This window comes from Paracidovorax wautersii, from assembly GCF_031453675.1.
Classification (GTDB): Bacteria; Pseudomonadota; Gammaproteobacteria; order Burkholderiales; family Burkholderiaceae_C; genus Paracidovorax.
The window spans coordinates 1,403,096-1,429,968 of record NZ_JAVIZX010000001.1 but is presented as its reverse complement, the minus strand read 5'-3'; the positions used below and the strand labels follow the sequence as shown (position 1 = coordinate 1,429,968).

The following is a 26,873-nucleotide window of genomic DNA, read 5'->3' as shown; positions in this document are numbered from 1 at the left end:
TGGCGCCCTGCAGGCTTGCACTATTATTTTGATAGCTGCAAGCGCTTTTGGGTAGGGCGCCAGAGGCATATTTGACTCTTATTGAATGACTGGCAAGCCCCGCGCTTGCAACGGACCCCAAGGCCACCATGACTGCTGAGAACCAACTGCCCGAGCCCACCCCCACCGGCGCGAGCGACATGCAGCCCACGCACAAGATCGACACCCGACAGGCCGGGGCCAGCGAGGGATATGGCGAAGGCGCCATCCAGATCCTGGAAGGCCTGGAGGCCGTGCGCAAGCGCCCGGGCATGTACATCGGCGACACGTCGGACGGCACGGGCCTGCACCACCTGGTGTTCGAGGTGGTGGACAACTCCATCGACGAAGCGCTGGCCGGCCACTGCGACGATATCGTCGTCACCATCCATTCGGACAACTCCATCAGCGTGACCGACAACGGCCGCGGCATTCCCACGGGCGTGAAGATGGACGACAAGCACGAGCCCAAGCGCTCGGCGTCCGAGATCGCGCTGACCGAACTGCACGCCGGCGGCAAGTTCAACCAGAACAGCTACAAGGTGTCCGGCGGGCTGCACGGCGTGGGCGTGAGCTGCGTGAACGCGCTCAGCAAGATGCTGCGCCTGACGGTGCGCCGCGACGGCAAGGTGCACGTGCTGGAGTTCAGCCAGGGCTTCGTGCAGAACCGCATCATCGAGACGGTGGACGGCGTCGAGATCTCGCCCATGCGCATTACGGGCGATACCGACAAGCGCGGCACCGAGGTGCACTTCCTGCCCGACACCGAGATCTTCAAAGAGAACAACGACTTCCACTACGAGATCCTGGCCAAGCGCCTGCGTGAGCTCTCCTTCCTGAACAACGGCGTGCGCATCCGCCTGAAAGACGAGCGCACGGGCAAGGAAGACGACTTCTCGGGCGCCGGCGGCGTGAAGGGCTTCGTGGACTTCATCAACGCCAGCAAGAAGGTGCTGCACCCCACGGCGTTTTACGCCACGGGCTCGCGCCCGGCCGACACCTACGGCGGCATTCCCGGCACCGAGATCGGCGTCGAAGTCGCCATGCAGTGGAACGACGGCTACAGCGAGCAGGTGCTCTGCTTCACCAACAACATCCCGCAGCGCGACGGCGGCACCCACCTGACCGGCCTGCGCGCCGCCATGACGCGCGTCATCGGCAAGTACATCGAAACCAACGAACTGGCCAAGAAGGCCAAGGTCGAGGTGAGCGGCGACGACATGCGCGAAGGCCTGTGCTGCGTGCTGAGCGTGAAGGTGCCCGAGCCCAAGTTCAGCAGCCAGACCAAGGACAAGCTGGTGTCCAGCGAAGTGCGCGCGCCGGTGGAGGACATCGTCGCCAAGACGCTGACCGACTACCTGGAAGAGCGCCCCAACGACGCCAAGATCCTGTGCGGAAAGATCATCGAAGCCGCCCGTGCCCGCGAAGCCGCGCGCAAGGCCCGCGAAATGACGCGCCGCAAGGGCGTGCTCGACGGCATGGGCCTGCCCGGCAAGCTGGCCGACTGCCAGGAAAAAGACCCGTCGCTGTGCGAGATCTACATCGTCGAGGGTGACTCCGCCGGCGGCTCCGCCAAGCAGGGCCGCGACCGGAAGTTCCAGGCCATCCTGCCACTGCGCGGCAAGATCCTGAACGTGGAGAAGGCGCGCTACGAGAAGCTGCTCACCTCCAATGAAATCCTCACGCTGATCACCGCCCTGGGCACCGGCATCGGCAAGGCCGGCAGCACCCCGTCGGACGGCAAGAGCGGCGCCGACGATTTCAACGTGGACAAGCTGCGCTACCACCGCATCATCATCATGACCGACGCCGACGTGGACGGCGCGCACATCCGCACGCTGCTGCTCACGTTCTTCTACCGCCAGATGCCGGAGCTGGTCGAACGCGGCCACATCTACATCGCCCAGCCGCCGCTCTACAAGGTGAAGGCCGGCAAGGAAGAGCTGTACCTCAAGGACGGCCCCGCGCTGGACACCTTCCTGCTGCGCGTGGCGCTCAAGGACGCCAGCGTGACCACCGGCGGCGCCAACGCGCAGACCATCACCGGCGAGACGCTGTCCGAGCTGGCGCGCAAGCACCAGCTGGCCGAGCACGTCATCGACCGCCTGTCCGCCTTCATGGACCAGGAAGCGCTGCGCGCCATCGCCGACGGCATCAGCCTGAACCTGGACACCGTGGCGGACGCCGAAGCCAGCGCCGTCGCCCTGCAGGCCAAGCTGCGCGAGCTGTCCACCAACGGCATTCCCGCCGAAGTGGCCGGCGAGTTCGACGCCCGCACCGACAAGCCCATCCTGCGCATCAGCCGCCGCCACCACGGCAACGTCAAGAGCAGCATCATCACGCAGGACTTCGTGCACGGCGCCGACTACGCCGCCCTGGCCGAAGCCGCCAACACCTTCCGCGGCCTCATCGGCGAAGGCGCCAAGGCGCTGCGTGGCGAAGGCGAGAAGCAGAAGGAAGAGAAGATCGGCGACTTCCGCCAGGCCATGGCCTGGCTCATCTCCGAGGCCGAACGCACCACCAGCCGCCAGCGCTACAAGGGCCTGGGCGAGATGAACCCCGAGCAGCTCTGGGAAACCACCATGGACCCCGAAGTGCGCCGCCTGCTGCGCGTGCAGATCGACGATGCGATCGAGGCCGACCGCGTGTTTACCATGCTGATGGGGGATGAGGTGGAGCCGCGCCGGGATTTCATCGAGACCAACGCGCTGCGCGCGGGCAATATCGACGTTTGAGTCTGTAGGTTCTCATTGATCTTGCAAATATTCTCACTATTTGCAAATCTCGCTGCATGTCCTCTCAAACAGAGAAAGTGCAAACTTTGCCAAGTTAGTGCAACAGTGCAGTTAGAGAAAATGGAAAAGGCGCTCATCTGAAGCGCCTTTTTTGTCGCGGGGGCAGTCGTAACACTTAGATCAATAGCTTCTTGATTTTTGAAGTTGCGCGAGCAATGGTGGGCAGCTTGAGGTTGTTTGGGTTCATTCGTGAGGCGGTCTGGACGCCTGCTTCGAATAGGTCCGGTCATTCGGCTGGCTGCACCAGGTAACCCTGAGCCAACGACGCCGACCTGGTCATCGGCTTTTGCTCTCGGGCAGGTTACAAGTGAGCGCAGTGCCGCCCCCCCTTTGACTAGACATCGATGGCGTTGGTCTTCCAGACGTCCTGCGCCAACGCTATAAGCGTTGCGTGCCTTTGTTCGATGCTTGCCGCATTCCACGCAGGGAAAGCCTCCAGCTTTGCGTTAATCCGCGAGATGGACGTGTTTTGCCCAACGTCGGTCAGCGCCACCAGACTGCGAGTCAGATAGTTGCCGCTCTTGCTGTATTCGATCTGCTTGGCCGTGTAGAAATCATTGCCTGCGACGATGTTGATGGGCTTCTCCAGCAAAGTCAGATTGCCCAATCGGTTCTTGAAGTCGTCGTAGGCCATCCCCGGATTCTCCGTAGCCCACTTGCTGCGCAGATCGTCCTCTGGCTTGTTGGGCAGGATGTGCTCGATTTCCAGATTGGTGAACGGCTCCAGGCTGCCTGGCGCCTTCAGCCCGCTGAAAGCCATATCGACGTGCTGCGTCAGGCGCGCCAACAGATAACGCGTGCGGTACTGCTGCATCGAGTACAGGGTGAAACGCTTGAGGGCGTCGGCCAGCTCCTGTGATTTGCCCGCCATGTTCTTCTCGAAGCGCTCGGCAATGAACGCGTTAAGCTGCACCTTCTGTTTCACCGGATCGCCGGTCTCAGCAATCACGCGCAGCTCGTCGGCCCACTGGGAGAAGCTGCGTTCTAGATCCTTGGTCGGTGTCTTGGTGAAGATGTAGTAGAAGAGGAAGCTCTCCAGCTGCGCCACGAAATGGTCGAACAGCGGCTTGGGGAAATTCGCCGCTGCGAGCAGCAGGACGAAGTGCAAGCTGAACGCGCCGCCTGCCAGCCGTTTGAGGCTGTCCATTGCCAGACTTGGCCTGCCGTCGTTGCCCAGCCCGTTGGCAAAGGCCAGGTAGTGCTCGACGTTGCGGATCACTTTGCGCACGAATTCGAAGGGCTTGCCTGCGTAATCGCACAGCGCCGCGTTGTCCTTGGCTATGAACCAGTCGTAGATTTCGTCCTCACGCACCACCGCGTCGCCGCGCTCGTTTTTGATGACGTAGTTGGCCATCAGGAAGTAGCGCAGGAAGCGCAGCGGCTTTTCCTTCTCCTTCTCCAGCGGCTTAGTGATCTTTTTCCACTCGTCCTTGAGCTGGGTGAACTGAGCTTGCTTGACCTGCGTGAACAGCAGGTTCTTGAGCAGGTCCATCGGGTTCAGGCCCACGCCGCGCTCGTTGATGGTCTCGAAAATCTTCAGCGCGCTGCTCACGTCGGTAGAGATTTGGATGAACACGACGTTTGTAGCCAGATAGAACCAATACCTCTTGAGCTTGACGGCGTCGTCGTAGTTGTCTTTCAGATAACGGTACAAAGTTGAGTAGGCGTTGATGAGGTTTTCTAGAGATCCGAAGCTGGCAATCCCCGATGCCTGAACGCCGGAGCGCAAGGCCACGGGATCGCCGTTGATCTCGACCACCTTGGCCATGACCTCAGCCGCGCTTTCATAACGAGGGTCAAGCTTGAGACGAGTCACGATCCCGGTGCTGCCGGTGTAGCTGTCGGAAATTAGCCGGTTGAGGTGCTGGGCTTCCGGCTCCTGTTGCAAGAGATGCCGCAATGCGCACAGCAACAGGAAGAACGTGGTCAGACGCTGCTGGCCGTCGATGACCTCGTAGTGGTTCTTCTGGTCGGTCGGCGACACCAGCACGGTACCGATGAAGTATTCGCGTGTTGTGCCCACATCGATCTGCTCGCCGATGTCCTCCAGCAGCTGATGCACTTCCTTGTCCGTCCAGACGTACTCGCGCTGGTAGTCCGGGACGATGTAGAAGCATTCCCGGAACGCCTCCTCGATGCTGTATTTGTGGTTTTCGATGCGGGCCATAACTCTCAGATTCCCTTTGTTCTTGCGTCAGTGACGTGACGGTTCTCGCCAATGCTCATTGAGCAGTTCCGCGATGCGAAACCGACCACCCCGACGACAACGCTTCGGCCTGTTGCAGTACCGTTTGCACTGCCGTGTCTTGGAGATCGGGCGGGTAACCGTACTTGCGAAGGATGCGCTTCACCAGCACCCGCATCCGTGCGCGGGCAGAGTCCCGGTGGGCCCAGTCGACCGACACGTTTTCGCGCAGACTCATCAGCAATTCGTGGGCGATCAGCTTGAGCTTGTCGTCGCCCATCATCTGCACCGCGCTTTCGTTCTCGGCCAGGGCGTCGTAGAAGGCGATCTCTTCGTCTGACAGCCCGGACTCTTCACCACGCTGGCGCGCCGCACGGATGTCCTTGGCCAGCTGGATCAGCTCCTGCAGCACCTCGGCGGTGGTGATGGCGTTGGCGTGGTAGCGCGCTACCGCGTCCTCCAATCGCTCCGAGAACGCCTTGGTCTGCACCACGTTGGCCTTGCTGCGTGAGCGAATGCCGTCGTTGATCAGCTTGCGCAAGGCTTCCAGCGCAAGGTTCTTCTTCTCCATCTGCTGCACTTCGGCGAGGAATTCGTCCGAGAGGATGGATATGTCCGGGCTCTTGGTGCCCGCAGCAGCCAGGATGTCCACGATCTCGGTCGAGACCACCGCTCGGCTGACGATTTGCTGGATGGCCAACTCGCGCTCTTGCTGGGTCACTCCCGAGCCCGTGCTGCTCTTGACCAGCGCGGCACGGATCGCCTGAAAGAAACCGACTTCCTCCCGAATCTCGCGGGCCTCGTCGGAGGCGGATGCCAGGGCGAAGGCCTTGGACAACGCCAGCACGGCGTCCTGGTATCGGCGGTGAGCGTTTTTCTTGCCTTCCTTCGTCTTCTCTTTCGCTGCCAGCTTCTGTTGCAGGTCGAGAATCCACTCGATGGCGCCTGCCATCATCGCGAGGCGCTCCTGTGGGGTGCCGCTCATCGCGGAGACGTAGTCGTAGCCGTGGTACATGTCCCGCACGACCTCGTACTTCTCCATCATTACCGCGATGGCCTGTGCTTCGTCGACGCCAGTATTTTCCTGGTCGTTCTTGGAGTACTGCTGCAGCGCCGACTTCAGGTTTTGCGCAATGCCGATGTAGTCCACGATCAGCCCGGCAGGCTTGTCGCGGAACACGCGGTTCACGCGCGCAATCGCCTGCATCAGGCCGTGCCCCTGCATCGGCTTGTCCACGTACATCGTGTGCATACACGGCGCGTCAAAGCCGGTCAGCCACATATCCCGCACGATCACCAGCTTGAGCGGGTCTTTGGGATCGCGGGCACGCTTAGCCAGCAGATCGCGTCGGGCCTTGTTGCCGATGTGCTGCTGCCATTCCTGCGGGTCGCTCGCTGCGCCCGTCATCACGATCTTGACCGCTCCCGCGTTGTCATCAGTGCTGTGCCAGTCCGGGCGCAGCTTGACGATCTCATCGTAGAGCTTGACGCAGATGCGGCGGCTCATACACACCACCATCGCTTTACCGTCGAGGGCTGCCACGCGATCCTCGAAGTGAGCGACCATATCTTTGGCCACCAGAGCAAGGCGCTTGTCGCTGCCAACCAGGGCTTCGACCGTTGACCATTTCTTCTTGAAGCGCTCCTGGTCGGCCTCGGAGTCCTCCTCGGTCAATTCGTTGACCTCGGCGTCGATCTTCGGCTTCTCTTCCTCGTCCAGTTCGATACGCGCCAGCCGCGACTCGTAGTAGATCGGTACGGTCGCGCCATCCTCGACAGCACGGCTGATGTCGTAGACATCGATGTAGTTGCCGAACACTGCCGGGGTGTTGACGTCGTCCGCCTCAATGGGCGTGCCGGTAAAGCCGATGAAGGATGCGTTCGGCAGGGCGTCTCGCATGTATTTGGCGAAGCCGTAGGAGATTTCGCCGGTCTTCGCGTCCACCTTGGCCTTGAAGCCGTATTGACTGCGGTGCGCCTCATCCGCGATGACGACAACGTTTCGGCGCGTGGTGAGCGGCTCCGCGATCTCGCCGAACTTCTGCAAGGTCGTGAAAATCACCCCGCCGGATGCCCGGCTCAAGACTTTCTGCAGATCTTCGCGGCTCTCTGCCTGCACCGGCGTCTGCCGGATCAGGTCACGGCACATCGAGAAGGTCGAGAAGAGCTGATCGTCGAGGTCGTTGCGGTCAGTCAGCACCACCAGCGTCGGGTTGGCCATTGCCGGGTGTTTGACCAGTTGCCCGGCGTAGAACGCCATCAGCAGGCTTTTGCCGGAGCCTTGGGTGTGCCAGATGACGCCCACCCGCTGATTGCCCTCCGGCGAGGACGCCGTCACCGTGCTGTTGACCGCGTGTCGCACCGCGTGGAACTGGTGGTAGCCCGCGATGATCTTGGCCAGCCCGGAACCGGTTTCGCCGAAGACCGTGAAGTGACACAGCAGATCGAGCAGGCGGCGACGCTCGAACACGCCTTCGATCAGCGTCGAGAGTTCCGGTGCCCCTTTCGGGGCAATGTCCGTACCGTCGGTGGTACGCCACGGCATAAAGCGCTCAAGGTCTGCCGACAGTGACCCTACGCGGGCTGCAATACCGTCTGAAGTGACCAGCAGCGCGTTGGTGTTGAACAGCGCCGGAATCTGCTTCTTGTAGGTCTGCAGTTGGTTGAATGCACCCAGCAGATGCGCGCCCGCGCTGCCCGGCGCTTTCAGCTCTATCACGCCCAGCGGCAAGCCGTTCACGAACACCACCACATCGGGCCGCCGGTTGTTCTGGCCGTTGATCACAACGAACTGGCTTACCGCCAACCAGTCGTTCAGTTCCGGATGTTGGAAGTCGATGAGCGCGACCTTCCCAGCGGTCAGCGTGCCGTCGTCGGCGTAATACTCGACGTCCACGCCTTCCGTCATCAGCTTGTGGAGGCGGCGGTTCTCTTCAAGCAGCGATGGCAGCTCAGATTGCATCACCCGCCGCACGGCATCCTGACGCACCTCCAACGGAAGACCAGGATTCAGACGCGCGACGGCGTCTTCAAACCGCTTCTTGAGCACAACCTCATCGTGACTTTCACGCTCCGGTCGATGTCCATCGGGGCCGATGTCCTCCTCGCGTTCAATGCTGTAATCGAGAGATCGCAGCTGATCCAGTAGCGCCTGCTCGACCGCGGCCTCAGATAGAAAAGCCATTATTGTTCTCCTGCGATTCTGGATTTGTACATTTCTATTCAGCCCCCAATCCAAAAACCCCCCGCAACTCATTTATTTCTGTTGCGAAGTTTTTTCGGCTTTCTTCGTGACGCACGGCTTCACCAATAACTTCGTACTCAAGCCGCCGATCGGGCTCTTCCCCTCGTGTCTTTCTAAAGATGCAAAGACGAGTCGTGTGACCCACGCCGTCCTCACGAAAATAAACCATTGGACGAAGCCCAAAAATTAACCCATCAGCAATCACTAGCATCTGCCCTTGCTGGAAATATTTCGCAGAGTCAAGCATTTGCTGATGACTGATCTTGATATTCTGAATTGTCCTGGTAGAACTGTGTCCTCTGAATATTTCACATCTCAGAGTTGTTCCATCGACCTGACTCAAATACCGAACGATTTGGATGTCTTCCAGGCCATCCAGCTCTGCAAGAACCTCAACGACGTCTACATAGCATTCGCTGATCCAGCTCCGTGCCTGCGCTTCAGACTGCGCAGCGCTATGTGAGAAGGCGTTTCGGGACTGGTTGAGCTCCTTCATCGCTGCGAGTGTCGCCGCTGGAGATATTTTTGCGACGGCTGGTAAAATTCCTGCGGCACTCAGCTGGGCAGTTATTCCCTCGATGTTTTCGAGCCTTTTTGCAACACTGTCGGTGAACAAGTCCTTAAACTTGAGCGGATCTACGACCTGAATATTTCGATGACGGCATTCCGCCACCGCGAGCGCGTGCAGGATGTCGATGACTGACTCCCAGGTGTCGCGGAGAAGATGAAGGCGCTGCAGATCACTTTCGTACCCATTCTCGAATCGGTAGAAATAGTAGGCAATCGGTGATGGAAATTGATTGCATACGGATTCCTTTATTCCTTCTTCGCGCTGTTGTGTGAAGTCCGAAAATGTAGCTTCATAGGTATCCGGACTCATGGTGAAAAGAACAAAACTTGGCCTTGGCTGATAACCAAGGATGTCGAGTGTTCCGCCCGACTGTTCTGAGTACTGCTCATCCAACCATTCGTTGTATGGTGGACAGGCCTCATAATTATTGGGGTCGAGCTGAAGCTTCATCTGATCAAGCCCCGACGATGCGCTCGGCATCAGGTAAACGTAACTCGCCGGAGATTAGATTGGGCAGCAGCGTGTCGCGGAGTTGGGCCAGCGAGCGGGATTGCTGCGCGTTGCTCATCAATTGATCGAATTGCGAAGCAATGACTGCGTCAAATTTTTTCATGCTCTCCATTGGAGCAACAGCAATCCGAGCATCCGTGAGGTGCTTGCGCTGAATGTGTCCCATCGTCGTAGCCTTGCCAGCGGCGATAGTGCGAAAGTCTGGCAGGTGATGACGGGTGGCGAAGAAGTAGAACCACTTCGGCACCTCGGTGGAGGTAACCTTAAACAGATGCTGGTTCAATGCGCCACGCCCACCGTTCCACACTTCAACTTCTAGCGAGCCAGACCACGAGAACAACACATCGCCATCGACAACCACATACTCGGGCTTGATTTGCGTGCTTGCTTTATCAGCTCCATTTGTGTTTCCAGCACGCAATTGCGCGATCTTGATGACTGGAAGAAACTCAGTCTCGCTTTCAGGTGGAAACTTCTGTAATGCAAGGCCATTGAGATAGTTCGCAATCGAGTCCAGCGAACGCATCTCCCACCCCTCCGGAATCTCCCCCAACTCCGATTCAACCAGTCGGTCGGGAAAGAGGTCATAGAGGTGTGCCGGAAGGCCGGGCAGCGATTCGCCTCGCTTCCAGCGGCCGTCCATCTTGGCGCGCACAGGTTCGAAGTCCACGAACCACGCCTTGAACAAGGTGCGGGCCATCGCCTCCAGCGTTTCGTTTGCACGCCGGTTGAGTTCGATCTTGTTGTCAAGCGTGCCGAGGATGTGGGCGATGGCGCGTTGTTCTTCGATAGGCGGAATGCGTGTAGCAAAGCTCTCGATTCGCCCCGGCGCAGTGTGTTTTACCGTTGTTCCCGTAGCAGAGCCGACAATCCATGAACGATATTCGTGCGTTCGCAATAGGTACTCAATGAATCGTGGCGACGTAGGTATCTCGGTCTTAAATTCGAGCAGGCCAACTCGCTGATTGTGCAACCAAATAGTCGAGTCATTTGGAATACTCGCGGCGTATCCGAGGGTGTCAGATTCTTTGCTGAGATCTGTCATCGTCACGACAACTTGCCCCGGCTTGAGAACGTAATCCTCAGGCAATTGACCGTTGTAGTACTTGCGCTTGCCGTCTTGAAAGCCTCCGCCAATAGCAAAATTGCCTGGCGTAACCAAAACAGTGTCTTGCGGTTCGTCAGTGAAGTATTCGCTTTTGAAAGCGAATCCATGCTTGACCCTGAATAGTTCACCCAGTGAGACTGCGCGCCAATCATTCGCCATACCCAAGCTCCTTCAGGTTGGCCTCAATTGCGGCATCCAGCTTGGCCGCTTCCGCCCGCTGCTCGCGCCACAACGCCGAGAGCCGCAGCATCTTTTCCTCGAAGGGCTCGCCGTCGTCTTCCTGTTCTGCCGCGCCGACATATCGCCCCGGTGTCAGCACGTGGCCGTGTTTGCGGATGTCTTCCATCGATGCCGACTTGCAGAAGCCAGCCACGTCGGCGTACTCCCCAGCGTCTGTCTCACCGCGCCAAGCGTGGTAGGTGTCAGCAATCTTCTGGACTTCTTCGTCTGTGAGTTCGCGCCGGGTGCGATCCACCAGCACGCCCATCTTGCGGGCGTCGATGAACAGCACTTGCCCGCGTCGGTCACGCAGACCACGGCCCGGGTTCTTGTTGCGGGCCAGGAACCACAGGCAGGCGGGGATCTGCGTGGAGTAAAAGAGCTGCCCGGGCAGCGCCACCATGCAGTCCACAGCGTCGCCCTCGAGCATTGCCTTGCGGATATCGCCCTCGCCGGACTGGTTGGAGCTCATCGAGCCGTTGGCCAGCACCACACCAGCCGTACCGTTGGGGGCGAGGTGGTGGTAGATGTGCTGAAGCCAAGCGTAGTTGGCGTTGCCCACGGGTGGCGCACCGAACTTCCAGCGCACGTCTTCACGCAGGCGGTCACCACCCCAGTCGGAGATGTTGAAGGGGGGGTTGGCGAGGATGTAGTCGGCTTTGAGGTCGCGCAGTTCGTCTTTGTGAAAGCTGCCCTCGTTGTTCCAGCGGATGTCGGAATCGATGCCCCGCACGGCCAGATTCATCTTGGCTAGTCGCCACGTGGTGTAGTTCGATTCCTGCCCATAGATCGCAATGTCGCCAATGCGGCCGCCGTGCTCCTGCACGAATTTTTCCGACTGGACGAACATCCCGCCCGAGCCGCAGCACGGGTCGTAGACGCGGCCCGAGTACGGTTCGAGCATTTCGACCAGCACGCGCACCACGGAACGTGGGGTGTAGAACTCGCCGCCGCGCTTGCCTTCGGCACCGGCGAACTGGCCCAGGAAATACTCGTACACACGCCCTAAGATGTCCTTCGAACGGTCTCCTTCCTCGTTGAGCGCAATGCCGGAGATCAGGTCGATCAGCTCACCCAGCATCACCTTGTTCAACGCGGGACGGGCGTAGTCCTTGGGCAGCACGCCCTTGAGCGATTCGTTGTCTTTCTCAATGGCGCGCATCGCGTCATCGATCAAGGTGCCGATGGTGGGCAGCTTGGCGTTGGCCTGCAGATGCGACCAGCGCGCCTCCTTCGGCACCCAGAACACGTTGTCCGCGAGGTACTCGTCCTTGTCCTCTGCTGCCTGTGCGTCTTCGGCCAGCAGTGCTTTGTGCTTGGCCTCGAAGGCGTCGGAGATGTACTTCAGGAAGATGAGCCCAAGCGCTACGTGCTTGTAGTCGCTGGGCTCCATATTGCCGCGCAGCTTGTCAGCGGCCTTGAATAGGTCAGCCTCGAAGCCGAGGTTGCCCCCGTTGCCGTTTTTGGCGGTGTCGTTCTGTGCCATATTGTTTTTACCCTTTGCGTAATGTCTTTGCTGCCGGGGCCTGATACCCCGGCGCGAGCTTTGCGTTCTCAACGCCGTACAGCGCCAGCGGATCGCTGAGCCACAGGCGGTACTGTTCTTCCTTGAGCCGGTGGTCAGGCGAGCAGTCCACGCTCCAGCGCAGCAGCATGTAGCCCGCGACAGCGGCGCGAACGCGCATCCGGATCGAGCCGTCGGTCATCCCGTAGTCCATCCTGATGATCTCGGGGCGTTCAAGGCGCGGGTGCGGCACGAAGTCCAGCTCGACGATGCGCGTCCACTGGATGTCGTTGTCCGGCCGTTCGTTGGCCTGTGGCTCCTCGTCGAGCAGCGTCGGCGCTTCGATACGGGTGACGACGAAGTCCCGAAACTCTCCGCTCTTGCAATCAAAGGCCCGGACGTGCCAGCGCAGGCCGGTATCAACCAGCGCAAAGGGAACGATGATCCGCTCGGACTCTCCGCTGCTCATCGAGTGGTAGCGGATGGCGACGGTTCGCTTGGCGTGGATGGCTCGGCAAATAGGTGCCAGCACATCCATCCGGGGGCTGCTCAAAGCTACGGGGGATTCGCAGGGCAGCAGCAGTTGCGACTCGACGCTCACTCCGTCGCCAAACCCAAGAGCAAGCGCCGACAAGACACGCTGCGTCGCGTGCTCGAAGATCGGGGAGAACGTCTTGCCGATACGGTAGATCTTGTTGCTGCCGTCGAAGGTGATGTTCTGCGGCGCGATTTCCCGGTACAGCGCCAAATCGCGTGTCGCCCCTGCCGGAGCCACACCGAAGCGCTCAATCAGGTCTGGGCGACCGATCTCACCAAAGAAGTAGAGCCTGAAGTCGATGTAAGCCAGCCGCTCGCGCTGGGCGTGGCTCAAGGTTTCGCCGCGCTGGGGTTGGGTCACCGATGACTCCTCATCCAAGGCAGACGACTAAAAGACTGCAATTGGTTATATGTTTGTCCATTGACGGTCGAATTAAATAATCAGGTTGATGACATTGTGCGTGACAAACAGGCGGCCAAAAACGCAAGCGTGCACCTCAGCTGGCTAGTCTGTGTTTGAAGATTGAACTGGAATCCGGTGGCTCACTCCCGGTCGAGATGTAAGCCCCATGGTGGTGTCGAGAAGCGGACTTGATACTTCAGAAGACCCCATGGCGGTCGTTGCAACCAAGATTGCCGAGCTGGTTTCCGTCTGGAGCTGACAGAGCTGCCCACCACACCGATAGGTAGCGCGTTGCCGCACTTTGCAGTGCGGGTGACACGTAGTAGGCTAGTTGTATAGTGCTCTACCCAACTTGACGGGCCGCAATCGCTGCTAACCCAAACCTGCGCCGTGTGTTACTGTCAAGTCAGGCCTCAGAAGTGAAAAAACCGGCTTGCGCCGGCTTTTCTCTATGAGCGTCAGATGGTCGAGCCACACAGCAATCACGGGTCAGTTGTACTGAAAAATGAGTCAGATTGCCGTATTGCTTCTGTTGCTGTCTGGCTATTAAGCCAGCGCTAGGGGAAGTTACCGGAAATGCCGAACGCGACTAGTGATGCGTTCAAGCATCTTGGCGTCTTTCGCTTTTTCTTCGTGGGCGCGGCGCAATTGGAGGTGTGTGCTGAAGCAGACGACCAAACCAGAAGCACGCGCGCTCTGCACGTGTAAGGTTCGCTCGCTCGACTCGGTATCTCCGTCGAAGTCCAACTCCAATTGCTTCTCGGAATCGCGGGTCATGGGAGGCTCCAGATCTTTTGGGACGGGACATCAGGCAAAGATCTTGTGTCCCGGCAAACCGCACTATTGTATAGAACGTATCGCGATGCCTTCAAGAGACGAGACCGCTTCCATAGTGACAGCAGTCACCGGTCGCGCAGGTTTCTTTCGCATCATTCCCGTGATGCTGTCCTTACGGTCGTTACCCTCGAAAAATTTGAGGAAGCGTGATGGCGCAACGCCGTCAAATGGAACGATTCTGACTTTTAGAGTGTTTGTTTCCTGCTCTGTTATCGCATCTTCATGGAGCTTGGTCGCCAAGCTCTTGCGGTAGGGCTCTAAGAAATAGACTTCACGCACTCCTGCCGCGACGATGTGCCTCGCACATGAATGGCAGGGATACGTGGTAACGAACAACTTTCCACCTCGAACCTTCGAACCATGCTGCGCTCCCGCGTTCAGGAGCGCATGCATTTCGGCATGAACCGCCCGAGAGAACTCAATTAGGCTTCGAAGCTGGGAGTCATGCCTAATAAGCCTCACAGCTTCTTCGGTCTTATCTTTTTCCACGATGCCGTTGGCGACCATCTTGTCGATGACGGTCCGTGCGATCAAGTCCTTTTCTTCATCGTTGAAGCACTTTCCGCCGTCCTTGTTGTAGCAACGATGATCGTCATCTGCAGAGGCGCGCAGGTCTTCAATTTCGTAGAGGCCGCCAAACGCTTTAGGGACATCATTCCATCCCGTGGCTATCAACTCCCCGCTGGAGCTAGTAAGCGCAGCGCCTACCTGACGAGACAGACATGCCGAATTCATTGCAGCCGACGACGCTGCGTACATCGCACGCTCCGCCACCGTCGGTGTAATGATCCTGGTGCCGAGCATCAAATCCAAGAATCGACGGACACGTGACGTCAGTTGCGAATCTGTACCTGCATCAACCCTAAGGAAGAAATCAGAATGCGGAAACGTGTTCTGAACTTGCTGTCCGTGGTCCAACTCTTCGCCAGAGTCGCGATTTATCAACGTGTGTATTTGCGCCGGCTTAGAAATCTTTTTCTGCAAGCGCGCGATTCGCTGTTCGATGGGCGCATAGACACCAACGATATGCAGCATGTCACCATAAACGAAGCGCAGCAGTTCAAGCTCCTCTTCGTTCTTTATCGAATCGATGATGTGACAGTTCCACTCGATGGGGGTGGGGATAACTGCGTCGGCTACTTCATCATCAAAAAGCTTAGGCTGGTTGGAAGGGTCAGCGTTGTCACCTCCCTTCTTCTGACGAGTGAGGGAAATGCGTCGAATAGCTCGCTGCACTAAGACTGCACGACCCTGCTTTTCGCGGAGTTCATTCCCCGCTTTGATGAGTGCTGCAATATCAGCTTCTGCAGGGAGAGCTGCCATCTCCCGGATCTCATCGCTCAATCTTATGATGTCGACGTGGGTATAACCGTAATCTTGCCCGCGCAGCAGCTGCTGAAAGATCTTGGCTACATCATGCAACGGTGTGCCCAATGGACCGCACAATGCGATGACAATTTCGGGTGTGTGGGTGCCCTTAATCCGATCCTTGGCTGTTTTTTCATCTTGATCGGTCATGGAGCCAACTCCCGGCACAGCCTTTAATGCGGGTACTGCACTCATTCCCACTCCCTTGATGAGTTTTCTGTAACTTTCATGTTACTTGAAGTTGCGCAACATCATCCAGCTGACGCTCAACACAGGTCGGCTGAAGCAATAGAACGCAGTTGCAACCGAGCTGCTTGCGCCCTGAAGCGTGGAATGACCCAGTTGTGGTACGCCTCACGGTACCGACCAAAATGCGCGCGTGCGACGGTTCGCACAACAGAGACGACATCTGGGTCATATCGCACTGCTTTGATGGCGATATCTCCGCTGGGCAGCTCTTTTACCGATATCCAACGTCCATGGATCGTCACGATTTCCTCCGGGAGGAAGCGTTGCGTAGGGGCGTTCTCAGCAGAAGCATCTACCGGCTGCTCGGCCACAGTGTTCTCGGGCCAGAGCCAAGCTTTTCCAGCGACATCCTCCAAGATGGCATGTTTGACTTTGGCAACATCAAAGGCGGTGGGGGTGAACGCACGGAGATCAATCTCCAAAGCAGGTAGTTTTAGCTGCTCGTAGGCTAGGCACTTGTCCGCACTGCAAAAAGACGAGTAGGCGACTTCAATGGCAACCGTCATCCCTGCAGCCGTCGCTGCCAATAAGTCGGGCCGCAACTCTCCAACAACAACTTCTTCCTCAATGTCAGTGCACGCCAAAAGGATAGATGGATCTAACCGCCCGCCGAATCCCAGCGCTTGAGATGCAGCGGGAGTCACTGGGACTACCAACCCTCGGGCTTCGATGATTACTCTCTTGGCGAAGCGGTGCAGATCTGATTCGTAGTTCGTAGCGCAGGGTTCGGCGTTCGAGCTGTGCGCAAAGTGGTGCTCCCTGAGTTCGCCCTGCCGGGCAATAACCGGTTCACCGCAAACAGCACATCGGCACTCACAGGCCAAGCCACGCTCGACCTCGCTCACATGAACAAAACGATTGGATTCGTGCAATGCGAATAGTGACAACATAGGGATTCCAAGAGTTGAGTGAAGGAAAACCAAGTGTTGCGATCCGAATCCCTGCCAACCAGCCCTGAACCGGTTGCCAACGGGTTGACCCAGCCCACTTTTCACGATCTGTTGCTGTGTATGCGCGACTGGCTGGATGTCCAGCGCGATGAGGCCACGGCATCGAAGCTTGTGCGCGCATTGGTGAGCGAATCCATCACCCTGAGTGCCAATTCCAAGGGAGGGCAGCCGCCTGAATTCGATGCACAGGAACTGACTGAAGCTTGCGGTATGCCGGAGCAGACAGACTATGAAGCATCCGCACTCAAGGTCAAAAACGCTAACTTGGCTCGCTATCTCGAGAGTCGACGGTCGAGTGTTGAAGCATTCTTTGAGGGGCGGGGTTTCCACCATGCGCTTCAGCTTAAGAAACACTCTCCGGGTGGACGGCATCGTGCGCAATGGTTTCTGGAGGTCTACTCCCTGGAGAAGCAAGCGGACACCCCAGACGGACAACCCGGTGATCAACTGGTTGAACGCTCGTCAGACGCCACAGCTCAACAAATCCAGTATGACTATGCGGAGGCAGGCTCGGTGAGGTGCTCGTTAATCGCCAGACCGCTACTGGGCACAGGGGCGTTCAAGATCAGATCGGTTCGGGGCCTCGCCTTCGCCAGCACCATCATCGGACCAGCGTTGTGCATGCTGCTATTGGCGGGGATTGGATGGCTGCACCTCTATGTCCACCGTCCCATCGCCACTTCTGATCTGGCCTTCGCCGTTCTGGCAGTTCTGGGCTGCTGGCTATTGTGGGGAACGATCCGCGACAGCTGGTGGTTGCTTGCAGATCGGATCGCCCCAGCCTCGGAGGTATTTATAAGTTGGAAGGAGGCCCCCGCCCAGCTGGAAAGCTTCAGGGCAGGGGAAGAGCGCGTAATCGGCTTAGTTCGCTATACCGGCACATGCCCAGAGTGCGCAGCTGCAATTGAGCTGCGCTATGGAGAGGGGAATGAACGGCGCAGGTTATTTGGCTGCTGTGTGGAATCACCTCAGGAACACGTTTTTACCTTTGATCGAGTTACTAGGCGTGGCAAGCGCTATAGATAGTCACGACCAAAGAAGTGCCTGATTTTTCGATTAAGACCACGCAATTGTGGGGAAGACGCCACAAGCCTTCGAACATTTGAAAAAAGCTTTTCTGTGCTTTTAGTGCACAAAACGATAGGTTTTCAGACACTTTTCAGTGTCAAAAAAACAATGGGAAAACCAATCTGAAGTCAGAGAGAGCACATCGATTTTGATCTGTCGAAAAAACCTACCGCGAACGTATTAACTTCGAAAAAGCGCGAAAAACGGATGCTGCAGAAATTGAAATACGCATCTCGAAAAGCCCCCTGTGCACCATGAATTGGATCAAGTAATCTTCTATCCATTCGTACAAATTTTGGTCAACATGGCCCAGGAACTCACCACATCAAGGCAGTGGTTCACCGACACCGGCACGACGATTTGCACCTGGGCAGCGAGCCACGGGTTTTCAAAAGAATTGGTTTACGCCGTGCTGTCGGGCCGCATCAAAGGAGTGCGGGGTGAGGCCTTCCACGTTCGCCGCAAGTTGTTGGAAATTACCGGTGCGATGGAGTCGGCTTCTAATCAAACAGTGAGCCATCAAGGGTTGCACAACCAGCAGACATCAACAAGGTAACCGCTTGACGCGGTCATTTCACCAATCAAGACAGAGGGCATGTACATGGGATGACATGAAGATGAAAGCCAGAAACGAAAACGCCTGAGCAAGCTCAGGCGTTTTCGTGCAGGTCTACTGCGTGCGTTCTTTCGAAGGGAACAGCTCAAGTATGAACCTGCCACCACCCCGCGTCAACAGATGAGGGCTCGGGATGGATGAGTTCGCCCTAATTTGTGGGCAACATCCATCACTTTGGACATGGCAGGAGGTCAAATCTCTCGCGCTCACAACTGCGTTGGGGCGAGCGGGAGATTTCGACTACAGCTAGCTCAACGAGGACACGTTCCCGACTAACTAGTTAGTCGGGACCCATTCCGTTGAACCACGCCATGACTGCTGCATTTACCGGCGGTCAAGCATCTAGCGCCCCCCCTTTCACAAGTCGCTCGGCTACCGCCGCTACGGGCAAGAATGCTAAGCATCCGCCACGCCGAATGCTTGTAGCTGCCCGATTTCGTATTACCCAAGGTCAGCCTTTACGGCAAGACCCCACGGAGTGCTGTGCAATGCGCGCTAGAAAAGTGATTACCCGCAGCGGACGCGGGATCAGAGGCAAGTTTCCGAGCAAAAAAATGGACAAGGTTGTCCACTGGGAGTCTCTCCTGGAGCGAGACGCCATCATGCTGTTTGAAATGCATCCCCTGGTTATCTCGTATCAAGAGCAGCCGAGCGAGGAGATCTACTACGACAGATCGGGCCAAGCCAAATCTTGCTATCCAGACTTTCTTCTTCGCCTAGCACACGGCGGTCAGATCCTTATAGAGATCAAGCGCAACGTCGATCTCGATAGGCCATCAGTTGCAGAGAAGCTCGGGCTCATCGCCCTGAGGTTCGCTGAGCAAGAGCGGCCCTATCGAATCCTGTCAGAAACCCAAATCCGTCGCGAACCACTGCGAACCAACCTCCACCATCTGTGGGAAGCAAGTCGTGTCGCGTGCATCGGTCTGGAAGCAGCACAAGCGATTGATGCGCTCGGAACCACCCAGCAATTCACGCTCAACGAGCTGATGACGGTCGTCGGTGGCAAGCCACTTATTTTGGCGGGCATTGCTGACGGTCGGCTCAGGACCGATCTGGAGAAGCCTCTAGGTCCTGACAGCCTTATCTGGTCATCTAAAAATTGGGAGGCCGGTGATGGTGCGTTTCAGCTTTAGGAAGGGCCTGCGCTTTAAGCAAGCACAGGGCTCCACCATGTGGACACTGATGCGCCAAACAGTGACATCGCAGCTTCAGTTTGAGTGCGAAAACACTGGAGAAATCGTCATGCTCAGTCCTGCGCAGGTCTATGAGCGTATGCAAGATGGTCGATGGATTGTTGACGAAGCATCTCTGGGCCTGACCAAAGAACTCCTCTACCTTGCCACGCCAAGAGATTTCAGCTCCTTGACGGAGAAAGAACAGGCTCCGGTCAAACGCAAGCTCGCCTATCTAGAAGGCGTCAAACGCTTGCAGGGTGAGGATCAAGCTGATGTTTTATGCAGTCCAGCGGCGATCACGAAAGTTATCCAGGTAGTTGCTGAAGAGCTCAGTGATGCGAGACCTCCCCACTGGGCTACATGCTGGCGTTGGTGGAACGACTACAAGGGAACACAGTGCTTTTCCAAAGTGATCGATGGAAGACAACGCAATGGCTACAAGACCGATGTAGTTCAGTTCAGCGTGTTCGAGGAAATTGTCAACGAGATATTCCTCACGCCTCAAAGGATGCCAGGAAAAGCGGTCGTGGATGCAATCAACGACCGTATCTATCGCATGAATCAGGGAGTAGGCACTGATCAACAACTCACGCCACCAGCACCCGCAACCGTCTATCGGTGGCTGAACAATCTTTGCAGGAAGGTTGTTGATGAAGCAAGGCTTGGAAAGGCCTACACCAAGCGGGAGCTGAGAACGGTCACCGGAACGGTCAAAGTAGACGATTTGCTGCAACGGGTTGAGGTCGACCATACCCCAATCGATCTATTGGTCGTGTGCACGAAAACGCGCATGGTGCTTGGGCGTCCGTGGTTGACGTTGATCCTTGATCGTAAAAGCCGCATGGTCCTTGGCTTCTACATCAGCTTTCACGCCCCTTCCGCTTACTCGGTGCTATATGCGCTTCGGATGGCAATACAGCCAAAGGATTCACTGATCGCAGCCATCCCGGGTATTCGCAATCCCTGGCCAGCGCGAGGCATTCCACGCCTCTTGGTGCTGGACAACGGGATGGACCTCCACTCGAATGCGCTTGAGAATTTCGCACTCGAAGCGGCCATCGAAATTCAATATTGCGGAGCCGCGAATCCAGAGATGAAAGGGGCCATCGAGCGAATGTTTAGAACATTGAGCCACGATCTCTTTCACCAGATGCCCGGGACAGTCTTTCACTGCGTGGAAGCGCGCGGTGACTACCCTTCAGAGAAACTCGCCGCGATCGATATCAACGTCCTTAACAATGTTCTGATCAAGTGGATAGTGGACGTTTACCACAGCACCCCTCACCGGGGTCGCGACATGCAAGGCCGCACGCCCCTGGCCGTATGGCAGGAGCTAGAGGGCAAGAGAATTTTTGAACTGCCTGCGTATCCCCGACAACTGGACCTCATTGTTGGGCAGATCGCTACTCGCACGGTGTTTAGCTATGGAGTGCAATACGACAACGTTTTCTACAACTCAGAGATTCTTCAAACCCTACCCGAGCAGACATCGAAAAAGACCATTGTCCAAATTCGAGTGTATGAGCACGACATCTCATATATAGATGTGCTGATGCCGGGGACCACTGAATATGTCCGGGTTCCAGCTATTGATGCAGATGACTGCCGTGGTATCAACCGCCATGCACACATTTTGGTCATGCGGATTGTCAAAAAGCGATACGGCGATCAGTGGACGCAACAACAGCTCAGAGCCACGAGAGCCGAAGTGCGACAGATGATTGAGGACGGTGTTCTCCCACAAGGCGGGCAAACGTAAGGTGGCCGCCGCACAAAAGCTGAACGACAGCGAAGCAGTCATGAATCTTGGGGCACAACAGGCCCTGGATGACTCTCTCGAACCGGCCCCGTTAGATCCTACGCCTGAACTGCCTATGCTTGCGACGGCAGCCCTGCTTCCCACATTCAACCTCACCGTTCAGTCCTTGGGGGAGATATGACGAACCTCCAAGATCTTTGTCGGCTAGGGCTGGGAACCGAATCGAACGACGCATCGGCATATGAACACCGTGTTTTTACTGTTCGAGACAAAATCATCGAGCACCCTGAATTTACTCGCGCGGTACGGGCCATTGCTGGGGTCCACGAGCGATGGATTGCCGCCAAACTGCCGGGAGCCATCCTGATCTATGGGCAAAGCGGAGCCGGAAAGTCCACTGTTTTACGCTACTACTTGGGAAAGTTTCCGCGCCAGATTACCCCCAGAAAAATCCGCATCCCCGTGCTTCGAATCGTCACGCCCGAGGCTCCAACCGTTCGTTCATTCACAGAAGCGATCTTGGTAGCGCTGGGCGACATGGCTGCGTCCAAGGGCTCAGCGGCAGTCAAAACGCAACGCATCATGCACTTCATTAAGGAATGCGAGGTGCAGGTGATCCTCATCGACGAGTTCCATCACTTTTGCGATAGCAATAAATCCGAAAGGAGGCGCGTGACAGACTGGCTAAAAAATCTGATCAATGAGTGCGGAGTGCCAGTCATTCTGTTCGGACTTCCCCGAGCAATATCTGCGCTTTATTCGAATGAACAATTGCGGCGACGTTTCGCGGCACCTCTTCATCTCAAAGAGTTTGGATTTCAAGCAGCTGAGGAGCAGACATTGTTTCGCGGAGTACTTGCCCACCTCCAAAGCCTGGTACCTCGAAAAAGCGGGCTCGATATCAGCCAGCCAGAGGTGGCGATGAGATTTCACTTCGCGACGAACGGTCTCATTGATTACGTGATCAAGATAGTCGATGAGCTGGTGGTGAGTTCCCCCGACGGCGAGTCCACTGAAATCTCCTTTGATCGCTTGCAAGAAGCCTTCAGGACACAAATCTGGAGCGAAGCTCCCGACAAACTCAATCCATTCAACCCCAAGGTAAAGCCTCGCCGCTTGCACAGCCGCAATGAGCCGTTCGCCGTCTGGGATGACCCCAGCGCATACACCCTGAGTTCACGATCACGGTAGGGGTCTGCGAATGGAAATTTATTCCAACAGTATCCTCCTACTCCCACAGATCAAGGACACGGAAAGTCTGCGCGCCTATATGTTCAGAGTCGCGCAGATCAATGCCTATCCTCGGCTGTACACACAGGGTTCGACAATCTACGACAGCGCAGCGATTTTCATGAAACTCGTTGCAAATCGCGATCCAGGCCTTCAAGGGCGGCTAGAAAACAGGCTAGCACCACCGCATACGGTCATGGACATCAACCCTCCCTTGAGATTGGGCGAGGAGTGGATTCCGTCCAAGTACGTTTTGATCCGAAGCCGGAGGGTCTGCCCCCTTTGCCTGCGAGGGTCTGCGTGGTCCCGTAGCGAGTGGGAGCTGAAGTCGTTCACGGCGTGCCCTCGGCACCGAGTGGAGCTCGCATCACGGTGCAACTCCTGCAACCGCAACTTGACGTGGAACACTACCGAGTTGCTTCACTGTTTTTGCGGCCACACTCTCGCCACGATTAAGACCAAAACCTGCTGCAGGCTATGAGGTGAGATGGGCCCAGCAGATCAAGCTTGCCGTGAGCTTCTCAATCCAGGGAAAAGCGACTTGCAAAAATAAGCCTACCCTTGAAAGCATGCGGCTGAGCAAGCTACTACTGATGTCAGAGGTCGTCAAAGAGTTGGTTTTGGTGAGGCACTCGACGCGTCAAGGTGATGCGCGGCACCAACGGCAGTTGCTTCTCCAAATCCTCGTGGATGATTGCTTCAGACGATACCTTTGGGAGATGATGTTCCTGCATGCCGCAGGTGATCCTTTCTCCTTCACATCAAAACTCCAGCTTGGGCAAGGACTCGGAGATCTCCATCGCAACTATTCGCAACTGATCTCGGATCTCGCAGTGCCACACGCCTTAATCCACGGGCCTAGTCCGGTCAAGACGAGATGTCGCATTCAGGAATGGCGTGATCACGTTCTTAATATTAGAAGGTTCTACCGCAATCGCGTCATAGCAGGTGCCAACCCGTTCGATCCTGAGTTTGCCAGACAAGCTGGAGAATTGCTGTGAGCGTTCTTTTATGGCCGTCACCTCAAGACTTCGAAGGTCCAAGAAGCTTCACGATGCGGGTCGCTCAAGCGAACATGCTTTCGTTTGGATCCGTTGATGGGGCGATATTTAGCCACGCAGGTACACAAAGTGAACAGCGTGTTCTTGAACGCTGGAACGCTCTGAAAAATGCACCGTCTCTGTGGGTGCATCGCCGTGCAAGATGGTGTCCTGGGTGCCTTGCAAATACGGGATATGGCAGGCTCGGCTGGGAGGTGCTGTTCGCTGACGCATGTACGTTGTGCGGGCACTGGCTTGCGGATGTCTGCCTGGAATGCGGTGGGGCTGTGACTTGGTCCCGAGCTTGCCTTGATAGATGCAAGTGCGGAGCCTTATTGACGGAACAGACCTCTTCACTTGCGCCACTTGCAGTGCGAAGATTGGCCATGTCATTGGAGCAACTTTGCTTGGGGAACAAGGAAACCGAGATAGCCCAGCTCGGTGAGTTATCCCCACTTCAATGTACCAAGCTGATACGGTTAATCGGCGCCTATGGTGGACCGGATATAGAACGCGCTCCCCAGAAAATCATGCGAGCAGACCAGCTCGCAGTCTCATGGAGAGTCAGCACTGCTGCAGCCGAGGTGCTTGCAGACTGGCCATCAAAGTTTTATCGATTTCTTGAGTTGCAGTCCAGTCGATCCTTGAACTGCGAGCAGTCAAGGCGCATGACAGGTGTATTCGGTGGTTTTTACCGCGTTCTCTACCAGGGCTTGCGTGGTTTCGAGTTCGACTGGGTACGAACTGCATTCGAAGTCTTCATCGCCAACAGCTGGACAGGCGCCATGGGCCGCCGCAACAGGCGTATGCCTGCCGCACTGCAAGAGCGGCTTTCGTGGATGCCACTGGCGAGCGCAATGAGCTCAGGAGCCTTCTCGAAACAGAGCATTGTTGACCTTGCCAATGCAGGCACAGTCCAGATATCACGCAAAAAAACGCCCTCAGGTCGAGAATTCGTCATGGTCAGACGTGTCGATATTGAGGCTCTTCCGAAGGACCGGCAGAGGGACATTAGTCTCGTCGAGGCGTCCATACATTTAGGCATCAAGCGCCAAAGACTAAGCCGTTGGCTCCCCTCTATTTGCCCGTCAGCCAGGAAAAGTACGCTGGCAGGCACACCTTGGCTCATACCGAACGATTGGGTGCAAGCGTGGATAGCTCGAATCAACAGTGTGAAATCAATCACCGGTTTTTCGTCCTCGGCCACCTCTCTTGGTCGTTTGCTCCGGTACGGCCCGTTGGGCAACAACCAGCTGGTGCACCTTCTCATCGATATAGAGCGGGGAAAACTCTTTGCCATAGGAAGAGATCCAACGCAAAGCGGCCTGGCAAGCCTCGTATTTAACCAAGCCGAGGTTCTGGCGAGGTACGGAGCGCCCAGCAAAGGCATCATGACAATTCCCAACGCAGCAAAGTACCTGGGGGTCAAGCAAGAGGTTGGATATGCGCTAGCTCGACTTTCTTTGTTGGAAACTTCGCCGACAGTCGTGGGCAGACGCACTGCTCGTGGAGTAAGCCCTGGAGCGATAGAAAAGTTCGAAACTGAGTATGTCTTCGCTACTGCGCTGGCTCAGTCGAAGGGCTGTTCCAGCGCAACCATAGCTGATGCACTAACGAGAAAGGGAATAGAGCCAGTCGCGAGCCGCCGTGTGGGAGATTGCAGGCAAATTGTGTATCGCCGGACTGATCTTCTTTCCGTCGGGTGGGTGTAAGCGCCACCTGAAATCACACGACTTTGCAAGACTCGAAAATGCCAACCAACAACGTCCAGCCCTTGATCCTAGGTCAAGCAGACGCACTACACGAAGGGTGGGCGTTGCTACTCAAGATAGCACGCCAGGATGAAATCGCTGCCCTCTTACAGCAGACAGAGCAGGCCCTGCCATGGGAAATGCACCAGCAAGAACTGCTGAGTGCAAAAGACGTTTTCCTGCCAAGGGCAGCTCCATGATTTACTTTTTTGGCGACACCCACGGGCACTTCCAGCATGTGCTGGAGATCGTCTCTAGAGACAGGCCAGCAGCGATTGTCTTTCTGGGTGACCTGCAAGCACAGCGTCCCCTGGAGGCTGAGCTGGAATTCATTCTGGGCATGACTGAGGTCTGGTTCATTCACGGGAACCACGACACAGATTCCGATGCCGACTACGACCATCTATTCGGCTCAGCGCTGGCAGATCGCAACTTGCACGGCCGAGTGGTGCTGGTCGATGGCATGCGCATTGCAGGTTTGGGTGGTGTGTTCCGCGGGCAGGTGTGGACGCCTCCTGTGGGCTGGCTGTATGAGTCGCCTGAAGAGCTCACCGCGCGCTGCGGTGCCGGCAATCGTTGGCGAGAGGGCCTACCCCGCAAGCATCGAAGCTCCATCTTCCCTGCGGATTACTTTCGTCTGGTCTCTCAGCGGGCCGACATTTTGGTGACGCATGAGGCGCCCAGCTCACATCCTCATGGTTTTGAGGCCATTGACGAGCTGGCGCGCAGCCTCGGCGTTACCAAAGCGTTCCATGGTCACCACCACGACCGCCTGGACTACGGTCGCGATCGGACGCGCCTGGGTTTCGAGGCTTTTGGTGTTGGGTTTTGCGGGGTGACCTGCGTGAATGGCAGTTGCATTCAGCCAGGAAAGTTTGACAACGAGCCGGTAGGGCGCTTTCGTTAGAAAGCGCACGAGAGTCAATGAAAAGAGCACCCTGTTCCCTCGCTAGGGGTAGCTGAGCACCTTTGCAAATTTTTGGCCACTTCTTGCCAGTTCGAAGTGCTGGGCTGCCGAGTTACTTCCCGCTGGTTACTCCTGGAGGCGGCTGACCGATGAAGTAGCATCTTCCCAAGCTGGACTACGCATGACGCCTAACTCAAGCGCCATCTCGTAGAGATGGGCTACCTTCTCCGGAGGCGCACCAACCTGATCTGCGCACTGCAGGATGAGGTCTGGTGACACCTCGGTAAACAATGCCTCCAGTATGCCGTTCGCCTCCTCGCTGGCCGCTGCAAAATGGCCGCTTCTCAAAGACTCAATCACATCTTCGGCGGTTACGACCTTGCCGTAGGGTGCGTTCAAGTGGGTGGCAATTAAAGATGCGGCAGACATGACTGTGAAATGTATGTGTTCTCGTCGTGGCCTGCATCAATTTTGAGCCGTGACGCAAATGGCGGCTGCATTCAGCCAGGAAAGTTCGACAACGACCGGGCAGAGGCTTGCGGGAGAAAAGTACGGGTAGGCCACCGAGCGGAACGCTTTGCGGCGCCACTAGGGATAAGTTGTCGACATTGCATATCCCGGATTCACATCCTGCAGCTTCGAAGTCCATGCTGCCGATATACTTCCCGCCGAACATTCCCTTGATCGGCCGACCGATGAAGTAGCATCTTCCCACTCTGGGTGGTGCGCTTGAGCAGGCCCTGTATGTCCCGCAAGATGCTCGGGAAAGACTGCGCCTATTAAATAGAAACGGTTTGACTCCCTCGGCGTGAGAGAGGTCGGTAGG

Annotated in this window: 21 protein-coding genes; 11 read left to right on the top strand and 10 right to left on the bottom strand. The window is 56.9% G+C overall.

The window, feature by feature from the left end:
- The first annotated feature begins 128 nt into the window (after nt 1–128).
- A complete protein-coding gene (gyrB, locus tag QE399_RS06605) occupies nt 129–2,753 on the top strand; it encodes a DNA topoisomerase (ATP-hydrolyzing) subunit B (RefSeq protein WP_309827249.1) in 2,625 nt (874 codons plus the stop codon).
- A 394-nt stretch (nt 2,754–3,147) separates the two neighbouring features.
- On the opposite strand, the gene QE399_RS06600 is transcribed toward gyrB, so the two are convergent.
- From QE399_RS06600 to QE399_RS06560, 9 genes are all read right to left on the bottom strand, one after another.
- Nucleotides 3,148–4,980 carry a DUF262 domain-containing protein gene (locus tag QE399_RS06600; RefSeq protein ID WP_309827248.1) on the bottom strand — a complete coding sequence of 611 codons (1,833 nt, stop codon included), beginning with the start codon at nt 4,978–4,980 and terminating at the stop codon, nt 3,148–3,150.
- A gap of 55 nt (nt 4,981–5,035) precedes the next feature.
- On the bottom strand, nt 5,036–8,182 hold the full coding sequence (locus QE399_RS06595) for a type I restriction endonuclease subunit R (protein WP_309827246.1): 3,147 nt from the start codon (nt 8,180–8,182) through the stop codon (nt 5,036–5,038).
- A gap of 34 nt (nt 8,183–8,216) precedes the next feature.
- Nucleotides 8,217–9,293: a hypothetical protein gene (locus QE399_RS06590; RefSeq protein ID WP_309827245.1), complete on the bottom strand. Its 1,077-nt coding sequence runs from the start codon at nt 9,291–9,293 to the stop codon at nt 8,217–8,219.
- Entirely contained in the window at nt 9,268–10,590 is a 1,323-nt protein-coding gene (locus QE399_RS06585; RefSeq protein WP_309827244.1) for a restriction endonuclease subunit S, read from the bottom strand. The genes QE399_RS06590 and QE399_RS06585 overlap by 26 nt, the downstream gene beginning before the upstream one ends.
- Nucleotides 10,580–12,136, bottom strand: a complete 1,557-nt coding sequence (locus QE399_RS06580; protein ID WP_309827243.1) for a class I SAM-dependent DNA methyltransferase — start codon at nt 12,134–12,136, stop codon at nt 10,580–10,582. The genes QE399_RS06585 and QE399_RS06580 overlap by 11 nt, the downstream gene beginning before the upstream one ends.
- Before the next feature lie 7 nt (nt 12,137–12,143).
- The gene (locus QE399_RS06575; protein ID WP_309827242.1) at nt 12,144–13,052 is read right to left on the bottom strand and encodes a helix-turn-helix transcriptional regulator; all 909 of its coding nucleotides are present in this window, start codon (nt 13,050–13,052) and stop codon (nt 12,144–12,146) included.
- A 609-nt stretch (nt 13,053–13,661) separates the two neighbouring features.
- Nucleotides 13,662–13,871: a hypothetical protein gene (locus QE399_RS06570; RefSeq protein ID WP_309827241.1), complete on the bottom strand. Its 210-nt coding sequence runs from the start codon at nt 13,869–13,871 to the stop codon at nt 13,662–13,664.
- A gap of 63 nt (nt 13,872–13,934) precedes the next feature.
- Nucleotides 13,935–15,494, bottom strand: a complete 1,560-nt coding sequence (locus QE399_RS06565) for an anti-phage dCTP deaminase (RefSeq protein ID WP_309827239.1) — start codon at nt 15,492–15,494, stop codon at nt 13,935–13,937.
- A gap of 71 nt (nt 15,495–15,565) precedes the next feature.
- Nucleotides 15,566–16,438: a competence protein CoiA family protein gene (locus tag QE399_RS06560; protein ID WP_309827237.1), complete on the bottom strand. Its 873-nt coding sequence runs from the start codon at nt 16,436–16,438 to the stop codon at nt 15,566–15,568.
- Between the two features lie 33 nt (nt 16,439–16,471).
- On the opposite strand from QE399_RS06560, the gene QE399_RS06555 reads away from it, so the two are divergent.
- The 10 genes from QE399_RS06555 (at nt 16,472) to QE399_RS06515 (ending at nt 26,047) form a co-directional block, all read left to right on the top strand.
- Nucleotides 16,472–17,524: a hypothetical protein gene (locus tag QE399_RS06555; protein ID WP_309827236.1), complete on the top strand. Its 1,053-nt coding sequence runs from the start codon at nt 16,472–16,474 to the stop codon at nt 17,522–17,524.
- Between the two features lie 346 nt (nt 17,525–17,870).
- Nucleotides 17,871–18,122 (top strand): helix-turn-helix domain-containing protein, encoded by a 252-nt coding sequence (locus tag QE399_RS06550; RefSeq protein ID WP_309827234.1) that lies wholly within the window; start codon nt 17,871–17,873, stop codon nt 18,120–18,122.
- Nucleotides 18,123–18,784: 662 nt separating this feature from the next.
- Entirely contained in the window at nt 18,785–19,318 is a 534-nt protein-coding gene (locus QE399_RS06545) for a TnsA endonuclease N-terminal domain-containing protein (RefSeq protein WP_309827232.1), read from the top strand.
- 37 nt (nt 19,319–19,355) lie between these two features.
- Nucleotides 19,356–21,119 carry a DDE-type integrase/transposase/recombinase gene (locus tag QE399_RS06540; protein ID WP_309827231.1) on the top strand — a complete coding sequence of 588 codons (1,764 nt, stop codon included), beginning with the start codon at nt 19,356–19,358 and terminating at the stop codon, nt 21,117–21,119.
- Nucleotides 21,120–21,296: 177 nt separating this feature from the next.
- Nucleotides 21,297–22,310 carry a TniB family NTP-binding protein gene (locus QE399_RS06535; RefSeq protein ID WP_309827230.1) on the top strand — a complete coding sequence of 338 codons (1,014 nt, stop codon included), beginning with the start codon at nt 21,297–21,299 and terminating at the stop codon, nt 22,308–22,310.
- 10 nt (nt 22,311–22,320) lie between these two features.
- Nucleotides 22,321–22,830, top strand: a complete 510-nt coding sequence (locus QE399_RS20780) for a TniQ family protein (RefSeq protein WP_405043288.1) — start codon at nt 22,321–22,323, stop codon at nt 22,828–22,830.
- A 31-nt stretch (nt 22,831–22,861) separates the two neighbouring features.
- Complete coding sequence (locus QE399_RS06530) at nt 22,862–23,350, top strand: hypothetical protein (protein WP_309827229.1); 489 nt, start codon at nt 22,862–22,864, stop codon at nt 23,348–23,350.
- 425 nt (nt 23,351–23,775) lie between these two features.
- Nucleotides 23,776–25,101 carry a hypothetical protein gene (locus QE399_RS06525; protein ID WP_309827227.1) on the top strand — a complete coding sequence of 442 codons (1,326 nt, stop codon included), beginning with the start codon at nt 23,776–23,778 and terminating at the stop codon, nt 25,099–25,101.
- Between the two features lie 38 nt (nt 25,102–25,139).
- Complete coding sequence (locus tag QE399_RS06520) at nt 25,140–25,340, top strand: hypothetical protein (protein WP_309827226.1); 201 nt, start codon at nt 25,140–25,142, stop codon at nt 25,338–25,340.
- A complete protein-coding gene (locus QE399_RS06515; RefSeq protein ID WP_309827224.1) occupies nt 25,337–26,047 on the top strand; it encodes a metallophosphoesterase family protein in 711 nt (236 codons plus the stop codon). Before QE399_RS06520 ends, QE399_RS06515 begins: the two co-directional genes overlap by 4 nt.
- Nucleotides 26,048–26,173: 126 nt before the next feature.
- Here the strand turns inward: QE399_RS06515 and QE399_RS06510 are convergent, their stop codons facing one another.
- Nucleotides 26,174–26,476 carry a hypothetical protein gene (locus QE399_RS06510; protein ID WP_309827220.1) on the bottom strand — a complete coding sequence of 101 codons (303 nt, stop codon included), beginning with the start codon at nt 26,474–26,476 and terminating at the stop codon, nt 26,174–26,176.
- Between the last annotated feature and the right edge of the window lie 397 nt (nt 26,477–26,873).

Excerpts from the sequence above, each read along its gene's own strand:
- QE399_RS06580 (WP_309827243.1), bottom strand. The coding sequence starts at position 12,136 with ATGGCACAGAACGACACCGCCAAAAACGGCAACGGGGGCAACCTCGGC.
- QE399_RS06560 (WP_309827237.1), bottom strand. The coding sequence starts at position 16,438 with ATGTTGTCACTATTCGCATTGCACGAATCCAATCGTTTTGTTCATGTG.
- QE399_RS06545 (WP_309827232.1), top strand. The coding sequence starts at position 18,785 with ATGCTGTTTGAAATGCATCCCCTGGTTATCTCGTATCAAGAGCAGCCG.
- QE399_RS06595 (WP_309827246.1), bottom strand. The coding sequence starts at position 8,182 with ATGGCTTTTCTATCTGAGGCCGCGGTCGAGCAGGCGCTACTGGATCAG.
- QE399_RS06570 (WP_309827241.1), bottom strand. The coding sequence starts at position 13,871 with ATGACCCGCGATTCCGAGAAGCAATTGGAGTTGGACTTCGACGGAGAT.
- QE399_RS06585 (WP_309827244.1), bottom strand. The coding sequence starts at position 10,590 with ATGGCGAATGATTGGCGCGCAGTCTCACTGGGTGAACTATTCAGGGTC.
- QE399_RS06515 (WP_309827224.1), top strand. The coding sequence starts at position 25,337 with ATGATTTACTTTTTTGGCGACACCCACGGGCACTTCCAGCATGTGCTG.
- QE399_RS20780 (WP_405043288.1), top strand. The coding sequence starts at position 22,321 with ATGGAAATTTATTCCAACAGTATCCTCCTACTCCCACAGATCAAGGAC.
- QE399_RS06540 (WP_309827231.1), top strand. The coding sequence starts at position 19,356 with ATGTGGACACTGATGCGCCAAACAGTGACATCGCAGCTTCAGTTTGAG.
- QE399_RS06525 (WP_309827227.1), top strand. The coding sequence starts at position 23,776 with ATGTCATTGGAGCAACTTTGCTTGGGGAACAAGGAAACCGAGATAGCC.
- QE399_RS06600 (WP_309827248.1), bottom strand. The coding sequence starts at position 4,980 with ATGGCCCGCATCGAAAACCACAAATACAGCATCGAGGAGGCGTTCCGG.
- QE399_RS06565 (WP_309827239.1), bottom strand. The coding sequence starts at position 15,494 with ATGAGTGCAGTACCCGCATTAAAGGCTGTGCCGGGAGTTGGCTCCATG.
- gyrB (WP_309827249.1), top strand. The coding sequence starts at position 129 with ATGACTGCTGAGAACCAACTGCCCGAGCCCACCCCCACCGGCGCGAGC.
- QE399_RS06590 (WP_309827245.1), bottom strand. The coding sequence starts at position 9,293 with ATGCCGAGCGCATCGTCGGGGCTTGATCAGATGAAGCTTCAGCTCGAC.
- QE399_RS06510 (WP_309827220.1), bottom strand. The coding sequence starts at position 26,476 with ATGTCTGCCGCATCTTTAATTGCCACCCACTTGAACGCACCCTACGGC.
- QE399_RS06520 (WP_309827226.1), top strand. The coding sequence starts at position 25,140 with ATGCCAACCAACAACGTCCAGCCCTTGATCCTAGGTCAAGCAGACGCA.
- QE399_RS06535 (WP_309827230.1), top strand. The coding sequence starts at position 21,297 with ATGACGAACCTCCAAGATCTTTGTCGGCTAGGGCTGGGAACCGAATCG.
- QE399_RS06550 (WP_309827234.1), top strand. The coding sequence starts at position 17,871 with ATGGCCCAGGAACTCACCACATCAAGGCAGTGGTTCACCGACACCGGC.